General features: G+C 77.3%; 16 protein-coding genes. 3 read left to right on the plus strand and 13 right to left on the minus strand.

Annotated elements, in window-relative coordinates:
- Window positions 1-10: 10 nt before the first annotated feature.
- Genes H7K62_RS15445 through H7K62_RS15455 form a run of 3 tightly spaced genes read right to left on the minus strand, consistent with a single transcriptional unit; the run spans window position 11 to window position 3452 of the window.
- Window positions 11-1354 carry a DUF2254 domain-containing protein gene (locus tag H7K62_RS15445; RefSeq protein WP_186719924.1) on the minus strand — a complete coding sequence of 448 codons (1344 nt, stop codon included), beginning with the start codon at window positions 1352-1354 and terminating at the stop codon, window positions 11-13.
- A 9-nt stretch (window positions 1355-1363) separates the two neighbouring features.
- Complete coding sequence (locus H7K62_RS15450; protein ID WP_186719925.1) at window positions 1364-2137, minus strand: HD domain-containing protein; 774 nt, start codon at window positions 2135-2137, stop codon at window positions 1364-1366.
- 10 nt (window positions 2138-2147) lie between these two features.
- A complete protein-coding gene (locus tag H7K62_RS15455; protein WP_186719926.1) occupies window positions 2148-3452 on the minus strand; it encodes an MFS transporter in 1305 nt (434 codons plus the stop codon).
- Between the two features lie 356 nt (window positions 3453-3808).
- Here H7K62_RS15455 and H7K62_RS15460 point away from each other — a divergent pair, with 356 nt between their 5' ends.
- A complete protein-coding gene (locus tag H7K62_RS15460; protein WP_186720143.1) occupies window positions 3809-4534 on the plus strand; it encodes a PIG-L deacetylase family protein in 726 nt (241 codons plus the stop codon).
- Window position 4535: 1 nt separating this feature from the next.
- On the opposite strand, the gene pdxH is transcribed toward H7K62_RS15460, so the two are convergent.
- Window positions 4536-5225: a pyridoxamine 5'-phosphate oxidase gene (gene pdxH, locus H7K62_RS15465; RefSeq protein ID WP_370591802.1), complete on the minus strand. Its 690-nt coding sequence runs from the start codon at window positions 5223-5225 to the stop codon at window positions 4536-4538.
- Between the two features lie 10 nt (window positions 5226-5235).
- Here pdxH and serC point away from each other — a divergent pair, with 10 nt between their 5' ends.
- Complete coding sequence (gene serC, locus H7K62_RS15470; protein WP_186719929.1) at window positions 5236-6414, plus strand: phosphoserine transaminase; 1179 nt, start codon at window positions 5236-5238, stop codon at window positions 6412-6414.
- A gap of 20 nt (window positions 6415-6434) precedes the next feature.
- On the opposite strand, the gene H7K62_RS15475 is transcribed toward serC, so the two are convergent.
- The 5 genes from H7K62_RS15475 to H7K62_RS24105 form a co-directional block, all read right to left on the minus strand.
- Window positions 6435-9965: an ATP-binding cassette domain-containing protein gene (locus H7K62_RS15475; RefSeq protein ID WP_186719931.1), complete on the minus strand. Its 3531-nt coding sequence runs from the start codon at window positions 9963-9965 to the stop codon at window positions 6435-6437.
- Between the two features lie 97 nt (window positions 9966-10062).
- Window positions 10063-11292, minus strand: a complete 1230-nt coding sequence (locus H7K62_RS15480) for a class I SAM-dependent methyltransferase (RefSeq protein WP_186719933.1) — start codon at window positions 11290-11292, stop codon at window positions 10063-10065.
- Window positions 11292-12620 (minus strand): MFS transporter, encoded by a 1329-nt coding sequence (locus H7K62_RS15485; RefSeq protein WP_186719935.1) that lies wholly within the window; start codon window positions 12618-12620, stop codon window positions 11292-11294. The genes H7K62_RS15480 and H7K62_RS15485 overlap by 1 nt, the downstream gene beginning before the upstream one ends.
- Window positions 12617-13081: a MarR family transcriptional regulator gene (locus tag H7K62_RS15490; RefSeq protein ID WP_222437695.1), complete on the minus strand. Its 465-nt coding sequence runs from the start codon at window positions 13079-13081 to the stop codon at window positions 12617-12619. Before H7K62_RS15490 ends, H7K62_RS15485 begins: the two co-directional genes overlap by 4 nt.
- A 60-nt stretch (window positions 13082-13141) precedes the next feature.
- Window positions 13142-13450 (minus strand): Lsr2 dimerization domain-containing protein, encoded by a 309-nt coding sequence (locus H7K62_RS24105; protein WP_222437696.1) that lies wholly within the window; start codon window positions 13448-13450, stop codon window positions 13142-13144.
- A 50-nt stretch (window positions 13451-13500) separates the two neighbouring features.
- On the opposite strand from H7K62_RS24105, the gene H7K62_RS15500 reads away from it, so the two are divergent.
- On the plus strand, window positions 13501-13740 hold the full coding sequence (locus tag H7K62_RS15500) for a DUF2530 domain-containing protein (protein ID WP_186719939.1): 240 nt from the start codon (window positions 13501-13503) through the stop codon (window positions 13738-13740).
- A gap of 24 nt (window positions 13741-13764) precedes the next feature.
- On the opposite strand, the gene H7K62_RS15505 is transcribed toward H7K62_RS15500, so the two are convergent.
- The 4 genes from H7K62_RS15505 to H7K62_RS15520 are packed head-to-tail and all read right to left on the minus strand — an operon-like array spanning window position 13765 to window position 19339.
- Window positions 13765-15057: a CapA family protein gene (locus H7K62_RS15505; RefSeq protein ID WP_186719941.1), complete on the minus strand. Its 1293-nt coding sequence runs from the start codon at window positions 15055-15057 to the stop codon at window positions 13765-13767.
- Entirely contained in the window at window positions 15054-18128 is a 3075-nt protein-coding gene (locus H7K62_RS15510) for a sacsin N-terminal ATP-binding-like domain-containing protein (RefSeq protein WP_186719943.1), read from the minus strand. Before H7K62_RS15510 ends, H7K62_RS15505 begins: the two co-directional genes overlap by 4 nt.
- The gene (locus tag H7K62_RS15515; RefSeq protein WP_186719945.1) at window positions 18112-18912 is read right to left on the minus strand and encodes a DUF3027 domain-containing protein; all 801 of its coding nucleotides are present in this window, start codon (window positions 18910-18912) and stop codon (window positions 18112-18114) included. The genes H7K62_RS15510 and H7K62_RS15515 overlap by 17 nt, the downstream gene beginning before the upstream one ends.
- A gap of 43 nt (window positions 18913-18955) precedes the next feature.
- Entirely contained in the window at window positions 18956-19339 is a 384-nt protein-coding gene (locus tag H7K62_RS15520; protein WP_186719947.1) for a cold-shock protein, read from the minus strand.
- Between the last annotated feature and the right edge of the window lie 6 nt (window positions 19340-19345).

The following is a 19345-nucleotide window of genomic DNA, read 5'->3' on the forward strand; positions in this document are numbered from 1 at the left end:
CCGCGGGCCGTCAGCGGGCCAGGCGCTGCCGGTCCCGGGGCATGCGCACGCCCTCCAGCTCGACCTGGCGGAACTCCTCGCGCACGTGCTCGACGTGGTGGCGGCGCTCGTCGTCCCGGGCGCACCGGGCCACCGACGCGAGCCCGTCGAGCAGGGCGCAGGTGACGCGCACGTCGGCACCGGCGTACCCGGTCAGCTCGAGGTAGGGCTCGAGGTAGTCCTCGAAGGTGGGCAGGCGAGCGGTGACGCTCACCTGTCCGCGCGCGACCGTGGTGGAGGGCGGCAGGTCGCGCGCGGCGATGTCCTCCAGCAGCGCCCTGAGGTAGCCGAGGCAGGTGATCGCCGTGCTGGGGTCGTTGATGCCCGAGGAGAGGGCCCGCAGCGTGATGTCCACCAGCTGCCGCACCCCGAAGGCGGGGTCGGCGCGCAGCTCGCGCTCGCGCGCCACGACGACGGCTGCGCGCACGGCGGCCGTCGCCCGGTCGTCCGGGGCACCGCCGGGGCCCTCCACCCGGGCGAGGACGGTGGTGGGGGTGACGAACTCCCCCGGGGCGGCGAGGTAGGTCACCCGCAGCGCTCGCCCACCGGGCCCACCGGGCCCGCCGGGCCTGTCGAGCCGGTCGAGCAGCTCGTCGAGGTCGACACCGCGCACGTACCCGGTGCGGGTGGACCTCACCTCGCCGCCCCCGGTCAGGGGTCCGGGCCCGGCCGCTGCCCCGGGCTCGGCGTGCGGGTCGGCGCCGTGGAGGCCGGCCACCGCCGCCGCAGTGGTGCGGGCGATCCGGGCCGCCATCGTGGAGACCTGGATGGTCTGCGACATGGCGTGGATGAAGACGACCAGCAGGACCATCCCGACCACCGTCAGCAGGATGGACAGCAGCACGCCCAGCGAGGGCACGAAGGGGTCGTTCTCGTCGGCCGGTGCCCGCACCGTCACGAGCACGACCAGGCAGTACAGGAAGATCGCGATGAAGCTGCCCAGCACCACCTGCGACAGCCGGGACGACAGGAAGCCGCGCACGGTGCGCGGCGTGTACTGGTTGGAGAGCAGCTGCAGGGTGACGATCGTCAGTGACGACGTGAGGCTCGCGATGGTGATGAACGAGCCGGAGATCGACCCCAGGATGGTCCGGGCCGAGTCGGGGCTGATGTAGAGGGTCGGGAAGACCCCGGCCTCCCCGTGCGCCTTGTCCACCGCCACCACCGCCACCGCGAGCACCGGTCCTGTCAGCGAGACGAGGCTCGTGAGGAACCAGAAGCCCGAGACGAGGTCGGGGGTGGTCCGCAGCCTGGCCCGGCGCAGCCGCTTCACCAGGGCGCCGCCGCCCGCCACCGTTCCCGAGCGTGTGATCACGGCGGGAAACTAGGGCAGCTCCGGCCTCTCTGCCCGCTGGGCGCCGGCGCCCAGCAGCTGCTCGAGCCCCTCCTCGATGCCGCGCAGGTCGGTGAGCAGCTGCTCGAGGGAGTCCTCGGGCAGCGGCCGCACCCGGGCGAGCTCGGCACGGACCGGGCCCAGCAGCGGCGCGTACTTGGCGGCCAGGCGGCGCACCTGCTCGGGGTGCTCGCTCGCGTGGTGGTGCAGCGAGCCGGCGTTGTCGTAGAGGTCGCTGGTCTTCACCAGCAGCGCGGCGGCGTCACCCCGCACGGCCTCCAGCACGTGCTCGCGGTAGGCGCGCCGGCGCGCCTCCGGGTCCGCGGGCCGCGGGCCGGGCGGGTTGCTCACCGCCTCGACCACCGCCGCCACGCGCGCCCCGAAGGCCGGGGCGATGACGTCGCGCAGCGCGCTCGCCGTGGCCGGCAGGCCCGCCACCTCCAGCAGGGCCGGGGCGGCGTCCTCGACGACGTCGTGCAGCACCGCCGCCACCAGCACGTCGACGTCTCTGACGCCCCAGCGGTGCAGCCTCAGCGCCCCGCGCAGGGGGTGGGTGACGTAGCTGTCGCGCGGGAGGGGGCCGCGGCGGCCGCGGGTGGCGTCCCGGTGGGCGTAGGCGGCGAGCTCCACCGCTCTGCGGACCGCTCCCGCGGCGTCGAGGGGCTCGGCGGCGCGCAGCAGCGCCGCGGTGAGCAGCGCACCCTCCATCTCCTTCAGCGGCAGCTCGGCCAGCACGGCGCCGAGCCGGTCGTCGAGGTCTGCCACGCCCCGGACGCTACGGGACGGGGTCGCGCGCGTCGTAGCGCAGGAAGCCCCGCTGCCAGGCCATGAGGACGACGACGGCGAGCACGCACGCCACGCCGCCGACCACCGCCGCGAGCGCCTCCCCGAGGGCGTCCGCGTCGGCTCCAGCCACGAGGTCGCCGAGGCGGGGACCGCCGGCCACCACCACGATGAACACGCCCTGGAGGCGCCCGCGGGCCCAGTCGGGCGCGGCGGACTGCAGCACGGTCTGGCGGAACACCGAGCTGACGGCGTCGGCGGCGCCGGCCGCGGCCAGGGCGGCGCACGCCCCCCACAGGTGCCACGACGTCCAGGGCACGGCTGTGGTGGTGACGGATCCCGCCGCCCCCGAGGACGAGGGCGCGGCGAGCAGCAGCACCAGGCCGAAGGCCACGATCGCGGCGCCCCACGCCGCCACCGACACCGCGATGGCCACCCCGTGGCGGTGGACGCGGCCCAGCGGACCCGAGACGAGGCTGGCGAGGACGGACCCGACGGCCACGGACGAGGCGAGCACGCCGGCCGTCGTCGCCCCGCCCCCGATGAGCACGGCGCCGACGGCGGGGAACAGGGCGCGCGGCTGGCTGAGCACCATCGCGCAGATGTCCAGCAGGAACGTCATGCGGACGTTGCGCCAGCCCTTGAGCAGGCGCAGGCCCTCCAGCACGCTGGCCAGGCCCGCCCGGCGCGCCCCGCCGACCGGGGGCAGGGGCGGGAGGCTGAGCACGGTGGCCAGCGCCACGAGGAGGGTGACCACGTCGATCGTGTAGGCGGGCCCGAAGCCGACCGAGCCGACCAGCAGGCCGCCCACCAGGGGGCCGACCGTGACGCCGAGGTTCATCGACAGCGTGCCGAGGGCGTTGGCGGCGGGCAGCTGCTCCGCGGGCACGAGCATGGGGATGATCGCGGTGCGCGCCGGGGAGTTCACCGCGAACGCCGCGCTCTGCAGCGCCACCAGCCCGAGCAGCAGGCCGACGGAGCCGACGTCCAGCCACGCCTGGCCCGCGATGAGCACCGAGGCGATCAGCAGCGCCCCCGAGGAGAGCACCACCACGCGGCGGCGGTCGTGCGCGTCGACCAGTGCGCCGCCGTACAGGCCCAGCACCACGAGGGGCACGAAGGACACCAGGCCCACCAGGCCGACGGCGAAGGACGAGCCGGTGAGGTCGTAGACCTGCAGCGCGACGGCGGTGACGCCGAGCTGGCTGCCGACGCCGGCGAGGGTGAGCCCGACCCACAGGCGCCGGTACTCCGGGGAGGAGCGCAGCGGGGCCGTGTCGAGGAGCAGCGCGGACATCGGTGTCCATGGTGCCCCAGGCACCTGTCAGAGGCGTCCCCGTCGCCTCCCAGGGCGTGGAAGAGCCCGCGGGCTCCCCTCCGACCTGGAGGGGGCGTCGCGCTGGACGAGGGCGCGACTCCCGCGGGCTCCGGTGACTGCCTGGGACTAGCAGGCCGTCCGGGTGGCTCACGCTGCCTGACGGCTAGCGGGCAGTCACCTCACGCGTCCGAAGAACAACCACTTCTCGGATCACCTCCTCTCCCGTGTGCCTCCACGCTACGTCCGGTTCCGCGGAGCGTCGAGGGTTTTTCCGCGCCGGGTTCGTCGGCCACGATGGCGGGGTGAGCGACGCCGCCCCCGCCTCCCCCGCCGCGCTGCCGGGCCTCCCCGAGGACTTCGACAGGGTGCTGTGCGTGGTCGCCCACCCCGACGACGTCGAGTACGGCACCGCGGCGGCCGTGGCCCGCTGGACGGCGGCGGGCAAGCAGGTGGTCTACGCCATGGCGACCTCCGGCGAGGCCGGCATCGACACCGTCCCCCCGGCCAAGGCCGGGCCGCTGCGCGAGGCCGAGGAGCTGGCGAGCGCCGGCGCCGTGGGCGTGCGCGAGGTGGAGTTCTTCCACCACCGCGACGGCCGCCTCACCGAGAGCCTCGACCTGCGCAGCGACATCGCCCGCGCGATCCGCCAGCACCGCCCGCACCTCGTCGTCACCACCAACCACCACGACACCTGGGGCCCGGGCACGTGGAACTCCGCCGACCACCGGGCCCTGGGCCGCACGGTGCTCGACGCCGTCGCCGACGCCGCCAACCGCTGGATCTTCCCCGAGCTCGGGCACGAGGGCTTCGCCCCGTGGAAGGGCGTGCGCCGCGTCGTCGTCGCGAACAGCACCTCCCCCACGCACGTCGTCGACATCACCGACACGGTGGAGGCCGGGATCGCGGCGCTGGCGCTGCACGAGGAGTACTTCCGCGCGCTCGACCCGGACGTCCCGGTGCGCCGGCAGGCCGAGAAGGTCTACGAGCAGGTGGTGCGCCGCGACGCCCCGGGCTGGGAAGGTCGCTCCGTGCTGGCCGTGGAGCTCGCCCTCACCCTCTGACTCAGGGCTGGCGGCGGACGACGCGCCAGGCAGAGGCGTCGTCCAGGGGCGCCGGCTCCCCGGTCACCGAGAGGTAGACCAGCCGGTCGTGCAGGCGCGAGCGCCGGCCCACCCACAGCTCCACCTCCACCGGCCGCACGAGGAACCCGCCCCACCCGTCGGGCAGCGGCACCGGGTCGGGCTCGGGGAAGCGGGCGGCCGCCTCCTCGTAGGCGCGCGCCAGCTCCTCCCGCGAGGCCACCGGCGCGCTCTGCTGGGAGGCGTGGGCGCCCAGCTGCGACCCGCGCGGGCGGGAGGCGAAGTAGGCGGCGCTCTCCTCGCGGCTGACCTGCTCGACGTCCCCGCGCACGCGCACCTGCCGCTGCTGCGGGTGCCAGGGCAGCACCAGCGCCGCGTGCGGGGCGGCGGCCAGCTGCCGGGCCTTGGCGGAGCCGAGGTTGGTGTAGAAGACCAAGCCCCGCTCGTCGGCGCCCTTGAGCAGCACCGTGCGCGCGTCGGGCAGGCCGCCGGCGTCCACCGTGGCGAGCACCACGGCGTTCGGCTCGCTGATGCGCGGGTCGGCGGCGGCGGCGTCCCACCAGCGGTGGAACTGCTCCAGCGGCGCGGGGGCGAGGTCGGCGGCGTCCAGGCCCTCGTCGGAGTAGTCCACGCGGTGCTCCGCCAGCTCGCTGTTCACGTCCGTGCTCTCCACACGGTGCAGGATGCACGCCGTGACCTCCTCCGACACGTCCAGCTCACGTGCCGCTGCGGCGGGTGTACCCACCATCACCGTGCCGCCGTCGCTGCTGCCCCGCGACGGCCGTTTCGGCTCCGGACCGTCCAAGGTCCGTGACGACCAGGTGGCCGCCATCGCCGGGGTCGGCCGCACCGTGCTGGGCACGTCGCACCGCCAGCTGCCCGTGCGCTCGCTGGTCGCCCGGACCCGAGCAGGCATGACCGACCTGTTCTCCCTGCCCGAGGGCTACGAGGTGGTGCTCGGCAACGGCGGCTCCACCACCTTCTGGGACGTCGCCACCACGTGCCTGGTCCGCGAGCGCGCGCAGCACCTGGTGCTGGGGGCGTTCAGCGAGAAGTTCGCGAGGGCGACGGCGGCCGCGCCGTTCCTGGAGGCGCCCGACGTGCGCCGCTCGGAGCCGTTCAGCGCGCCCACCGCGGAGGCCGAGCCGGGCGTGGACGCCTACGCCTACCCCCACAACGAGACCTCCACCGGCGTGGTGCTGCCGGTGGTCCGTCCCCGCGGTCTGACGGACGACGACGACGCGCTGGTGCTCGTCGACGCGACGTCCGCGGCCGGCGGGGTGCCGGTGGACGTCGCGGCAGCCGACGCGTACTACTTCGCGCCGCAGAAGTCGTTCGGGTCCGACGGCGGGCTGTGGCTCGCGCTGCTCTCCCCCGCGGCGCTCGCGCGGGCCGAGGAGCTGCAGCCGGGCCGCTGGGTGCCGGGCTCGCTCGACCTGCTCGCCGCGCTGGCGGAGAGCCGCCGCGAGCAGACGGTCAACACGCCCGCGGTGGCGACGCTGCTCATGCTCGCCGAGCAGGTGGAGTGGATGCTCGACAGGGGTGGCCTGGAGTGGGCGGCGGCGCGGTCGGCGGAGTCCGCCTCGCGGCTGTACGAGTGGGCCGAGGCCAGCCAGTACGCGCGCCCTGCGGTGCGGGACCGCACGCTGCGCTCACCGGTGGTCGGCACCATCGACCTCGACCCGTCGGTCGACGCCGCCGCCGTCCGCGCGGTGCTGCGCGCGAACGGCGTGGTGGACGTGGAGCCGTACCGCGGGCTGGGCGGCAACCAGCTGCGCGTGGGCATGTTCCCCGCCGTCGACCCGCACGACGTCTCCGCGCTGACCGCCTGCGTCGACCACGTGGTGGAAGCCCTCTCCTGACCCGCCCGAGGAGTGGGGCGTCACCCGGCGAGGTGGCCCCACTCCTCGGACAGCTCCGCCCAGGGCCCGGTGGCCGCCACCTCGCCGTCCTCGAGGACGACGACGACGTCGGCCAGCGCGAGGGCGCTGCGCTTGGCGCTGCAGCCCACCACGGTGGCGCCCCGCTCGCGCAGCGCCGACCACAGCTCCAGCTCGGTCTTGGCGTCCAGCGCGGAGGAGACGTCGTCGGCGACGACGAGCTCGGCCTCGGTGGCCAGCGCCCGCGCGAGCGCGAGCCGCTGCACCTGCCCGCCGGACAGCCGCACGCCGCGGTGACCGACCAGCGCGCCGGTGCCCCCGGCCTCGCGGACGTCGCGGTCGAGCCGGGCGTCGCGGAGGGCGCTGCCCAGGCTCACCGAGCCCCTGTCGTGCCCGAGGGTGACGTTGTCGGTGAAGGTGCCCGAGAGCACCCGCGGGACCTGCGCGACGTGCGCGACCTGGCCGGGGCGCAGGAACAGCTGCGGGTCGCCGACCTCGATGTCGTTCCAGCGGATGGCGCCCTCGTGGTCGACCAGGCCGACCAGCGCCGACAGCAGGCTGGACTTGCCCGAGCCCACCCGGCCGACCAGCAGCACCAGCGACCCGGCCGCCACCGACAGCGACACGTCGCGCACGCCGACGGTGCCGTCGTCGTGGACCGCGGTGACGCCCTCGAGCTGCAGCCGCCGCAGCGCCACCCGGCCGGCGGGCTCGGGCGCGGGGGCCGCTCCCGTGACGAGGTCCACCGACGGCGGCAGCACCACGAGGTCCGCGCGCCCCGACAGCTCGCTGGCGGCGCGCAGCCAGGTCCGGGCGATGGGCATCTCCACCACCGCGGCGCCCGCCACGATGCCGAACCACCCGAAGCCCGAGACGGCCGTCGAGACCGCCAGCGCGGTGCCCAGGCCCCACACCCCGGTGAGGAACAGCACCCAGGCGGTGACCACGCCGACCTGCACGAGCACGCCGGGGACGCCCTCGAGGAGGCTGCGGATGCGCTGCTCGCGCACGCTGGCCTCGACGCGGCGCGCGTCGACCACCTGCAGGTGCCCCTGGACGGCGGGGACGGCCGCGGCCAGCTTGACCGTGCGGACGGCCTCGAGGGTGCTCACCAGCTCCTTGCCGAAGCGGGCGCGCTCGTCGCCGGCCGCCCGCCCGGCGCGGCCGGCGGCGGGGGCTCCCGCGGCGGCGGTCAGCGCCGACAGCGCCAGCACCCCGCCGGCGACCAGCGACGCCGTGGGGCTGGCGTTGAACAGGCCGGTGGCGAGCACCGCGGCCGCGCCGATGAAGACGTCGACCCAGCGGTCCACGTAGATGATGAGGCGGTCGCTGTCGAGGGCGCGCGCGGCCACCTCGCCGGGGGGCGTGCGGCGCAGGCGGCGCTGCTCGGTCTGGCCGCGCAGCACCGCCAGGCGCAGCCGCAGCGTGGCCGCCGACCACCACATCGGGTAGACGCGGAAGGCGAGCGCGATGCCCACGGGGGTGAGCAGCAGGCAGGTGGCCGCGAGCACGGCGAGCGCCCACGGCCGCCCGCCGGACCCCAGCGCCACCACCAGCTGCCCCCAGGCCCACCCGGTGAGCGCGCCGTAGGCGCCGAGCATCGTGACGGCCAGGAAGGCGAAGGTGCCGACCAGGCCCCACTGCGGGTGCACCACGAGCAGCTTCGCCACGTGCCGCGCCAGGCTCGGGCGGGGAGCCGGAGGCACCGGGCGCGGGTCGCGGCGCTCGCGCCGGGTCACGAGCGCGGACGACGCCGCCGCGGGAGCCAGGAGCACGGCCGTCGCGGAGCCGCTGACGCCGGCCGCGCTCGTCGTCGTCGCCGGCTCCGTGCCGCGGGGGCGCTCGGTGCCGGAGGCCACGAGGAGGTCGCGGAACGGCCCGATCGTGGTGGCCAGCGCAGCGCGGGGTCCGTGCTGCACGAGGCGGCCGGAGTCGAGCACGGCCACCGCGTCGCACCAGCGGGTGGTGGATAGGCGGTGGGCGATGACCACACCGGTGCGTCCGGCGAGCAGGCGCTGGGAGGCGCGGGTGACCAGCTGCTCGGTCTGGGGGTCCATGCGGGCGGTGGCCTCGTCGAGGACGACGACGCGCACGTCGCGCACGAGCAGGCGGGCGAAGGCGACCAGCTGCTCCTCCCCCGCGCTCAGCGTGGCGCCGGAGGCGCCCAGGCGGGTGTCGAGCCCGTCCGGCAGGGAGGCGACCCACTCGCTGATGCCGAGGTCGGCCAGGGCGCGCTCCACGCGCTCGCGCGGGACGGGGGCGAAGAGGGTGATGTTGTCCGCGAGCGTGGCCGCGAGCACCTCGGTGCGCTGGGTGACCACGCCGACGGCGCGGCGCAGCGAGCCGAGCTCGGTGGCCACGACGTCCTGGCCGGAGACCAGCACGGTGCCCGGCGGCGGCTCCACGGCGCGGGAGAGCAGCTTGGCGAAGGTCGACTTGCCCGCGCCGCTGCGCCCGACCACCGCGCACGACGTGCCGGCGGGCACCACGAGCGAGTCGATCGCCAGGGTGAAGCCCTCGCCGTAGGTGAAGCGCAGGCCGCGCACCTCCACGCCGTCGCGCACCGGGTCGCCGGTCGCGGCGGGCACGGGCGCGCCGTCGGCGGGCTCGCGCTCGGCGGCCATGAGCGAGCGGATGCGGGTCAGCGCCCCCAGGCCCTCCTGCACCTCGGGCAGGTGGTTGGCCACCTCCCCGAGGCGGCCCACGAACGTGGTGACGAGCAGCCACTGCGTGATGAGCAGCGGGAGCCCCAGCTGGCCGCCGGTGACCAGCCACACGCCCGCGAGGGCGAGGGCGGCGAGCAGCGCGTGCAGCACGAGGCCGGTGCGCAGGCCGACGGCGGTGGCGGCGCGGCAGGTGCGGGCGCAGCGGCGCAGGACCTCCGCCGAGCGCGCGGAGAACTGGGCGAGCACGTGCGCCTGGCCCAGGGAGGTGCGGACGTCGTCGCGGCCGGCGACGGACTCCTCCAGCTGGGTGGCGGAGTCCGACCAGGCGAGCTCCTCCTCGGTCTTGCGCGCGGCGACCACCGGGGTGAGCTTGTGCACCCACGCGTACGCCAGCGCCGCGACCAGCGGGAACGCGAACCACGCGGGCCAGAACGTCAGCCCCGCGACCACCCAGGCGAGCACGGAGCGCAGCAGCGCGCGGCCCAGCTGCCAGCCGGTCTGGCGGACCAGCTGGGCGAGCTGGCGGGTGTCGTCGTCGACCCTGTCGAGCAGCTCGCCGACGCCCTGGGACTCCAGGGCGGTCAGCGGCTGGCGCAGGGCGGCGTCGAGCAGGTCCGAGCGCAGCTGGCCCTCGGCGCGGCCGACGACGGTGGAGAAGCCCGTGCGGCCGACCATGTCGAGCACGGCGGAGCCGACGAGCAGCACGGCGAGCAGCGCCACCGCGGGGGTGGTGGGGCCGTCGGCGAGGGACCCGGCGACCACCGTGCCGATCGTCTCGGCCACCGCGGCGAGCACGGCGAGCGCCAGGGCGACGGTGCTGCCCCAGCCGGACAGGCGGCGCCACGTCAGCGGCGCGTGCTCGCGCACGGGAGGACCTCCAGGAGGCGGGGGGCGGGGACGGCTCCGGTGGAGGGGCCGCTGTGACGCTACAACCGCCCTCCGACAGCCCGCCTCTGCTTTTCCCTCAGGGGGCCAGGCGGTCGGCGATGACGGGGCGCACGCTCCAGGACGCCGCCAGCTCCTCCAGCTCGCGCTGGGCGGCCTCGCGCGCCGCGGGCGGCTCGGGCCGGGCGGGGCGCACCGCGCGCAGCAGGGCGTTGCGCGGGGTGTGCCTGCTGTCGACGAACTCCACCACGTCGGTGCGGTACCCGTGCGCGCGCAGCGCGGCGGCGCGCAGCGAGTCGGTGAGCACGTCGGCGAAGCGCTCCCGCAGGATCGGGGAGGACACCAGCGCGTCCTGCGCCGCGGGCAGGGACGAGGACGCCGTGCCCGCGCCGGCCGCCACCAGCTGGCGCTGCACGTCGCGGTGGCAGCAGGGCGCGGCGAGCACCACCGGGGACCCCCAGGCGACGGCGCGGGCGAGGGCGTCGTCGGTGGCGGTGTCGCAGGCGTGCAGGGCCAGCACGACGTCGGGAGGACCGCCCAGCAGGGGCGTCGGGTCGGCGTCGGCGATGGTGCCGGCGGTGAAGGTGAGCCCGTCGACGCCCGCAGCGGCGGCGCGCTCGGTGGAGCGCTGCACGAGGTCGGCGCGCAGCTCGACGCCCACGGTGCGGGCGCCGGCGGGCCGGCCGGCGAGCCAGCGCTGCGCGGCGAGGGTGAGGTAGGCGTTGCCGCACCCGAGGTCGACCACGCGCAGCGGCCTGTCGGAGGCCAGGTCGTCGGGGAGGGCCGCCGACAGCTGGCGCAGGAAGGCGTCGACCTGGCGGCGCTTGTCGCCGCCGGCGCCCAGCACCGCGAAGAGCGGGTCGTCGGGGTCGAGCAGGTGCTGCTTGGCGCGGTCGTTGGCGAGCGCCCCCGCCGCACCAGCGGTGGGCCCGGCAGCAGCGGCGGCGCTGCGACCGACGGTCGCCAGGCCCTTCTTGGTGACCTGCACCTGCACCGCGCCGGCGGCCGTCTCGGCGTGCCAGGTGGCGAAGGGCAGCGCCAGCAGCGCGTCGAGGGCAGCGTCGTCGGCGGGTCCGAGGGGGGCCTGGACGCGCAGGTTGCGGGTGCGCACCACCGGGCCGGTGCGCTCGGTGACCTGGGCGTGCCGCGCGCCGCGCAGCAGCACCGGGCGCACCTCGACGCGCTCCGGCGCGTCCTGGGGGACCTCGACGCCGCGCCGCCGGCCCGCGGCGGTGGCCCGCACGAACCCCTCGTCGAGGAGCGCGGCGCGCAGGGCGCCCGTGGCTTCGGCCAGCTCGACCAGCGCCATCAGGCGGCCTCGCGCAGACCCGCGGGCACCGGCTCCTGCGCCGAGCCGACCTCGACCAGCAGGTGGGGCCGCTCGTGCAGCCGGTAGCTCACGTGCAGCTCCTGGCGGCGGGAGACGACCAGGACGACGACGGCGGCGGCCACCAGCGCGGCGATCCCGCCGACGGCGATGGACCAGCGCGGCCCGGCCACCTCGCCGACCCACCCGACCAGGGGCGCCCCCAGGGGCGTGGTGCCGGCGAAGACGGCCATGTAGAGGGCCATGACGCGGCCGCGCAGCTCCGGCGGGGTGGTCATCTGGACGGTGGCGTTGGCGGCGGTCATGAGGGTCAGCGCCGACAGGCCCACGGGGATCAGGGCGACGGCGAAGGTCCAGTAGCCGGGCATCACGGAGGCGATGATGGCGAAGACGCCGAACGCGGTCGCCGCGCCCACCACCAGGCGCAGCCGCGGCTTCTCGCGGCGGGCGGCCAGCAGCGCGCCGGTGAGCGACCCGATCGCCATGATCGAGCCGAGGAGGCCGTAGCTGCTCGCCCCCAGCCCGAACTCGACCCGGGCCATGAGCGCGGTGGTCATCTGGAAGTTCATGCCGAACGAACCGACCAGGCCCACCACCAGCAGGATGAGCACGATGTCCGGCCGGCTGCGCACGTAGGCCAGGCCCTCGCGGGTGGCCCCGCGCCCCCGCTTGCGGCGGGGAGCGGGTACGAGCTCGCTGCGGCGCATGAGCATGAGCGAGCCGAACGTGGCGGCGAAGGTGGCGGCGTTGATGAGGAAGACCCACCCGGTGCCCACCGCGGCGATGAGCAGGCCGGCGACGGCGGGGCCGATGAGCCGGGCCCCGTTGAAGGAGGCGCTGTTGAGGCCCACGGCGTTGGCCAGCATGGCCGGAGGGACCAGCGAGGTGACGAACGTCTGGCGCACCGGGGCGTCGAAGGCGCTGGTGACGCCCAGCAGGCCGGCGAGCACGTACACCTGCCACAGCTGGGGGTCGCCGAGCACCACGAGCAGGCCCAGCAGCAGCGCCCAGGTACCCATGAGCGCCTGCGTCACCGCGAGCACCGCGCGCTGGGGGAACCTGTCGGCCACGGCGCCGGTCAGCGGGCCCAGCACGAGCTGCGGGCCGAACTGCAGCGCCGTGGTGATGCCGACGGCCACGGCGCTGTTGTTCGTCAGCTGCGTGAGCACCAGCCAGTCCTGGGCGACGCGCTGCATCCACGTGCCGACGTTCGACACGATGGCGCCACCGGCCCAGATCCGGTAGTTGCGGACGGTCAGCGAGCGGAACGTCGGCGCGAGGGCCCGGCCGGTGCTGGTGAGGACTGTCATCGGGTGGCGATCTCCTGCAGGAGTGCGGCGGCGCGGGCGAGGACGGCGCGGTCGTCGGCGCTCAGGGCGGCGAGCTGCTCAGCGAGCCAGGCGTCGCGCTGGCGGCGCGTCTCGTGGACGTGGCGGGTGCCCGCCTCGGTGAGGACGACGAGCAGCTGGCGCCCGTCGTCGGGGTGCGGGGTGCGGCGGGCCAGGCCCGCCTCCTCCAGCGCGGTGACCGTGCGCGTCATGGACGGCGGCTGCACGTTCTCGTGGTCGGCCAGGGCCCGCAGCGACTGCGGGCCGCGGCGGTCCAGCCCGGCGAGCACCGAGTACTGGGCGTCGGTGATGTCGGTGCTGCTGCGCTCGCGGCGCAGGCGGCGGGCCAGGCGCATGGCGCCCACGCGCAGCTCGGCGGCCAGCGGGGCGGGCCGGCACCGGGTGGGGGCCACCCGCTGCTCGGGAGCGGCTGCCGGGGTCACGTGATGAGCATAGGTCATTACTGTTGCTAATGGTAGCCCGAGGAAACCTGTTCCCGGCGGCTACTCCCGGGCGGGCCTGGCGGCCGCCACGAACGGCGCCAGGGCGGCCCGCAGCTGCTCCCGGTGCTCTCGCGACAGGTCGACCTCGTACCGCTGCCCCCGCAGGGAGAAGGCGACGGTCGCCACGTCGTCGGTGGAGCCGTCGATGCTGTCCGCGAAGGAGAGCTCGCCCTGGGGCCCCGCCAGCACCGGCCGGGGCGCCACCGCCTCCACCCGCGCCACCGCACCGGTGTGGCAGGCGCACGCGCACGCGGCGAACCGGCACCCTCCGTGATCGCTGGAGAAGCACCAGCTGGACCTGCCGCTCACCCGCTCCGCACGCTCCTCACGCTTCTCACGTCCGCACCTACCCTGGTCGGGTGCGGTTCTACCTCAGGCGGGAGGAGCGACGGCCCGCGCCCTCCGCCCCTCCCGCGGACGACCGCCGCCCCTTCGGCGTCATCACCGCCGGCTGGCTCGTGCTCCTCGTGGTCGCGGTCCTCGCGCACGGCTGGCTGAGCAGCACCGGCCGCACCTGGTGGCTGTGGACGTGCGCGGCCGGTGCGGCGCTCGGCGTCGCGGCCCTGGCGCGGGAGGGCCGCCGGCGGCAGCGCCGCTGACGCCCCCGTCCTGGCCGGAGGGGCTCAGCCCGTGGCCGAGGCCGACGGCGCGGGCGTCGGCGACCCGGTCGGCGCCGACGGGCTGACCGCGGGGGACGGCTCCGCCGAGCGCGACGCCGTCGCGGACGCCGTCGCCGACGGGGTGCCCGTCGGGGACGCGGTGACCGAGGGCGAGGCGCCGCCGTCGTCCCCGCCGTCGTCCCCGTCCTGGCCACCGGCGCCCTGCTGCGGCGCGGACGGGAGGGTGCCCGCGGCGCAGTCGCGGCCCAGCTGCGCCAGCTCGTCGGCACCGCGGGCGCCGCCGGTCTGGGCCGCGCCGGTGAGCAGCTGCGGCTTCCCGGACCTGATGGTGGCCGGGTGCCACTGGCTGCCCTGCACGCCGTCCCGGCCCACCTGCACGGTCAGCACGCCGGTCTGGGTGCCCAGGGTGTTGCCGGGCTGGGCGTAGAAGTGGAAGTTGCCGAGCCCGTACGCCACGAACGCCGAGCCGACCTGCGCCGTGGGCTGCAGCACGTGGGCGTGGCTGCCCACCACCACCGCCGCGCCCGCCTCGGCGAGGTCGGCGGCCAGGGACCGCTGCCGCGCGGTGGGGCACTGCACCCGCTCGGTCCCCCAGTGGAGGACGACGACGACCACGCGTCCCGCCTGCGCCTCGCTCCTGACGTCCCGGAGGAGCCGGTCGCTGTCCTTGGTGGAGGCCAGGCCGGGTCTGGTCGACGTCGCCGTCCAGGCGGTCTGCAGCGAGGAGTCGAGCACGTCGGTGGCGGCGATGACGGAGACGGGCACGCCCTGCGGCTCCAGGCGCAGCGGCCGGAACGCCTCGTCGACGTCGTCGCCGGCGCCCAGCACCGGCAGGCCGGCGGCGCGACCGGCCTCGAGGGTGTCCTGCAGGCCGGTGGTGCCGTAGTCCATGCCGTGGTTGTTGGCCACGCTGACGGCGTCCACCCCGGCGGCCTCCAGCGCGGCCACCGCCCGCGGCGGGGCCCGGAAGGTGAACTGCTTGTCCGCCCGCGTCCCGCCCCGGGTGACGGCGGTCTCGAGGTTCACCACCGCCAGGTCCGCCTGCGCGAGCACGTCGAAGGCGCTGCCGAGGTCGGTGGTGGACGACGACGAGCCCTCGAAGTGCACGTCCCCGGCGAAGGCCAGCACCGCCGTCCCGGGGGTGTGCACCACGCCGTCCGCGCCCGTGGTCGCGGCGCCGGCCGACGTCGGCGCCGGGTCCGGGTCGGCCCCGGTCGGGCTGCACCCCGACACCGCGAGGACCCCGGCCAGGGCGCCGGCCAGGGCGAGCGCCACCGGGCGCGGTCGGCGGGTCACGGCCGCGCCCCGGCGGCGTCCTCGAGCAGCGCGGCGGCCGCCCGGCCCGGCGCGGCGAGCAGCTCCGCCACCAGCGCCCGCGACTCCCACCGGCCCGCCGCGAGCGCGAGGCCCCGGGCCAGGCCGTCGGGGGTGGTGGCCCGGACGTCGGCGTCCTCGCCGCGCCCGGTGACCCACCACGCCACGGGGGCGCCGTCCACGGTGAGCGCGTCGTGCTCGGTCCAGCGGCGCGGGCAGCCGGGCAGCGCGGCGCGCACCCGCGGCGGCACGTCGGCCGTCGAGCTGCGCCCCACGGGGTCCACTCTGCCTGCTGCGAGCTCGCTGCACAGGGGGACGTCCAGCACGTCCGCCAGAGCGGGGACGAGCCCGGCGCCCGCCACCAGCCGGGCGCCCAGGTCGGTGCGCTGCGACCAGCAGGGGTCGTCCACCACCACCGCCCGCTCGGCGGGGACCGCGACGACGGCTCCACCGGCGTCCAGCGCGAGCACGTGCGTGGGCGGTGCCAGGGCGGTGACCAGGGCGGGGTCGTCCGCGGCGGCCCGGCCCAGGGCCCGCCACAGCGGCAGCAGGGCGGTGATGTCCAGCGGTGGCGCCTGCCCCCGCTCGGCGAGGTCGGCGAGGTCGGCGGCGCCGTCGAGGACGCGCTGCCAGCCCCGCGCGTCGAGGTCGGCGGCGTCCGCGACCAGGCCCAGGGCCCGTCCCAGCGCGGCGTCCGCGCCCCGCGCCCAGGCCGGTGCGGGCGGCAGCACGGCCGCGAGCCCGGGGGCGCAGCCGGGTCCCGCGCAGCCGGCCAGGCCCAGCTCGGAGCGCAGCCAGCCGGCGCTCGGCGGCGCGAGGTCGAGCGCGGTGCCGTCCGGGCGCACCACCCGCACCGGGTCGAGCACGGCGGCGCGCAGCGCGGGGACGGTGGCCAGGTGGTCCAGGAGCGCCCCCTCGGCGCCCTCGCGCAGGAGGTCGAGGTCGCGCACCAGCACCACGTCGGTGGCGGTGGCGCCGTCGCCGGCGCGCGCCAGGACCTCCTCGAGCCACTCGTGGCCGCCGGCCGCGTCGAGCAGCGCTGTCGGCGGGTCGTGGGGGTCGACCTCGCCGAGCACCAGCAGGGCCAGCGAGCCCGCCACACCGGCCGCGGCGAGCACGGGGGCGCCCCAGCGCTCCAGGAGGTCCGGGTGGGCGGGGGCCACCTCGTCGGGGTCGAGCAGGTCGGCCGCGGGAGAGCCGGGCAGCACCAGGCCCGCGGCGGGCAGCACCTCCCCGGTGCTCGCGGGCAGCGGCAGCTCGGTGAGCGCGGGCAGGTCGCCGGGCGCCAGCCCCTGCTCGGCCACCGCGCGGGCGACCAGCGCCAGCAGGTGGTCCACCCGCTCGTCGTCGTCGGCGAGGTCCTCGACCAGCGCGGCCACCTCGGGGGCGGCCAGCAGCTCGCGGGCCCCCGCCGGCTGCGCGCCCAGCGCGGTGAGCAGCCGGACGGCGGCGGGCTCGGCGGCCACCACCGGGTGCGCGAGCCGCAGACCGGCGTCGGCGAGGTCGGCGAGCGCCGGGGTCTGCCCGCCGGTGGCCAGCAGCACGCCGCGGGGGGAGGCGGCGGTGCGCCCGTCCGCCAGCGGGACCCGCAGCACGGCCAGCTGCTCGCGGGCGGCCGGGTCGAGCGCGGCGGGTGCCAGCGCGGCGGCGGCCGCGCACCACGCGGCGGGCTCCGGGGGCAGCACCTCGGCCACCTCCGCCAGGCCCACCCGGCGCACCCCCAGCACCTCCAGGGCGGCGCGGGCGCGGCGCGGGGCCGCGACCAGGCCCGCGACCAGGGGCGCCAGCGCCGCCAGCGCCGTCGGGTCGTCGGCGAGCGGTCCGTCGTCCAGGGCCTGCGCCCGGTCGGGGCGCAGCGGTCCCCCCGCCTCGACCGGCAGCAGCACCGGCGCACCCGCCAGCGCGTCCACCGCCGCATGGCGCACCGCGGCGTCCACCCACCCCGCGGCCAGGCCCACGGGCACGGCCTCGAGCACGTCCTCCCCGGCGAGCGCCCGCTCCTGGAGCAGCGCGGCATAGGCCGCCCCGGCCTCGCGGAGCGCGCGGTGGGCGGCGGGACCGTCGGGCACGCGGCGCCGGCCGGCGTCGAGGGGCAGGTCGGCCACGAGCACGGCGGGCAGGTCCAGCGGCTCGTCGGTGGGGGTGGGCGCCAGCAGCACCCCGGGCAGCCGCACCTCCCGCTCGCCACCGCCGCGGGGCCGGGCCCACGCCACCGACCAGCCGGTGCGCTGGGCGCGCTCGCGCTCCTCCGCGCCCAGCCCGGCCAGCTCGCAGGCCTCGAAGGACCCGCGGCGCCCGACCCGGTGCCAGCGCAGGTCGACGTCGCGCAGCACGCGGGGCGCGCGTCCGGGCAGCTGCACCGCCACCTCGGCCAGCGCCGGCAGGGCGAGCAGGAGGAGGTCGTCCACGGCCTCCAGCGCCGCCTCGGCCGCCGCGACCGTCCCGCGGTCCCGCAGGACGACGACGGCGGCGGTGTCGCAGCCCTCCGCCTCCAGCAGCGCGCGCACGTCGCCGGGGGCGTCCACGGCGAACGGCAGCCGCAGCACCGGCACGGGCCCGCCCGCGGGCAGGCCCGCGGCGGCGCGCGCGAGGTCGGCGCTGAAGCGGACCCCGTGGGTCCGCGAGGTCCACGTGACGTCGTCACCGAGCGCCAGCAGGGAGGCGGCGCCCACCCCGAACCGCCCGGTCAGCCCGGTCGGCCCGGCGCCGGCGCGCTTGGCGGAGGCCCGCAGCGCGGCCAGCGCGCGCACGCCGTCGGCGTCCAGCGGTGCGCCGGTGTTCAGCGCGAGCAGCCGGGGGCGCGCGTCGTCGTCCTCGAGGCGCAGGACGAGCCGCCCGGGCCGGCCGGCGCGCGCGGCGGCGTCGGCGGCGTTCTGGGCCAGCTCCACCACCGCGCGGTCGCGGTAGGAGCCGAGGACCAGGTCCTCCTCGGCGTTGGCGTCCTCGCGGAGCCGGTCCGGCCAGGCCGCCCACGCGTCGAGGACGGCGCGGCGCAGCGCCGCCGCGCCGAACGGGTCGGACCCGTCAGCGGGGAGGTCAGACGGGGTCGACACCGCGCTCGTCGAGCACCAGCGAGCCGCGCGGCTCCGGCTCGAGCACCTGGTCGGTCTCGCTGTGGGCGCCGCAGCCGTGGTCGACCGAGACCACCTGCCCGTCCGAGGGCGACCACTCGTTGGCGCAGACGCCGAACACCGTGCTCAGCGGACCGGCCAGGCGCAGGTAGAAGCCGCAGGAGGCGCACGGCGCCGCCGCCGCCCGGGCCTGCTCGGCGGTGGGTCCGTGGGAGCCGGTGTACCAGCGGGTGGCGGCGTCGTCGCGCCCCTCGGCGGAGAGCACGCGGGCACGGCCGAGCCCCAGCTCCCACAGGGCGACGCGGTCGGCCTCGTCCTGGTCGGCCTCGCCGTCACCGCCGTCCGGGCGGGTGCCGGGCACGGCCGTGTAGCCGGGCTCCAGGCGGGGGTCGTCGACGATGCGGGGCAGCACGTCGTGCGGACCCACGTCCCCGGGGCGCAGCCGCTCGTCCCACGGCAGCCAGGCCGGGGCCAGCACCGCGCCGGTCTCGGGCAGCAGCGACACCTCGCTGACCGTGGCCGTCTTGGCGCGCGAGGCCCGGGCCACCACCACGGTCCAGGCCCAGTCGCGGTAGCCGGGGTCGGTGGAGGCGAAGCGGTGCACCACCACGCGGTCGCCCTCCGGCACCGCGCCGAGGTGCTCGCCGACGGTGGCGGGACCGCCGGAGGTCTCCCGGGAGACGTCCTCGGCGGCCCCGCGGGCCAGGTCGACGGCGGCCGCGGCGACGGCGTCCAGCACGGGGCGTCGGGTGCGCGTGGCGGGCACGGGTCCTCCAGTCGGGCGAGCGGTCGGGCGGCCTGGCGGCCGGTCAGGCGTCGAGGTCGTCGGCGACCTTGCGCAGCACCGCCGCCACCTTGCCGGTGCTGGCGCGGTCGGGGTAGCGGCCGCGCCGCAGCTGGCCGGACAGGCCCTCGAGCACCTTGATGAGGTCCTCCACGATGCCGACCATGTCCTCGGCGGGCTTGCGCTGGGCCGCGGCCACGGAGTGCGCGGGCTCGAGCACCTTGACCGACAGCGCCTGCTTGCCGCGGCGGCCGTCGGCCACCCCGAACTCCAGGCGGGCGCCCTGCTTGACGGTCGCGGTGCCGGCGGGCAGCGCGGAGGCGTGGAGGAAGACCTCCTCGCCGTCGTCGGTGGCGAGGAAGCCGAAGCCGCGCTCGGCGTCGAACCACTTGACCTTGCCAGTGGGCACGGTGGG

This window comes from Quadrisphaera sp. RL12-1S, assembly GCF_014270065.1.
In the GTDB taxonomy this organism is placed as follows: Bacteria; Actinomycetota; Actinomycetes; order Actinomycetales; family Quadrisphaeraceae; genus Quadrisphaera.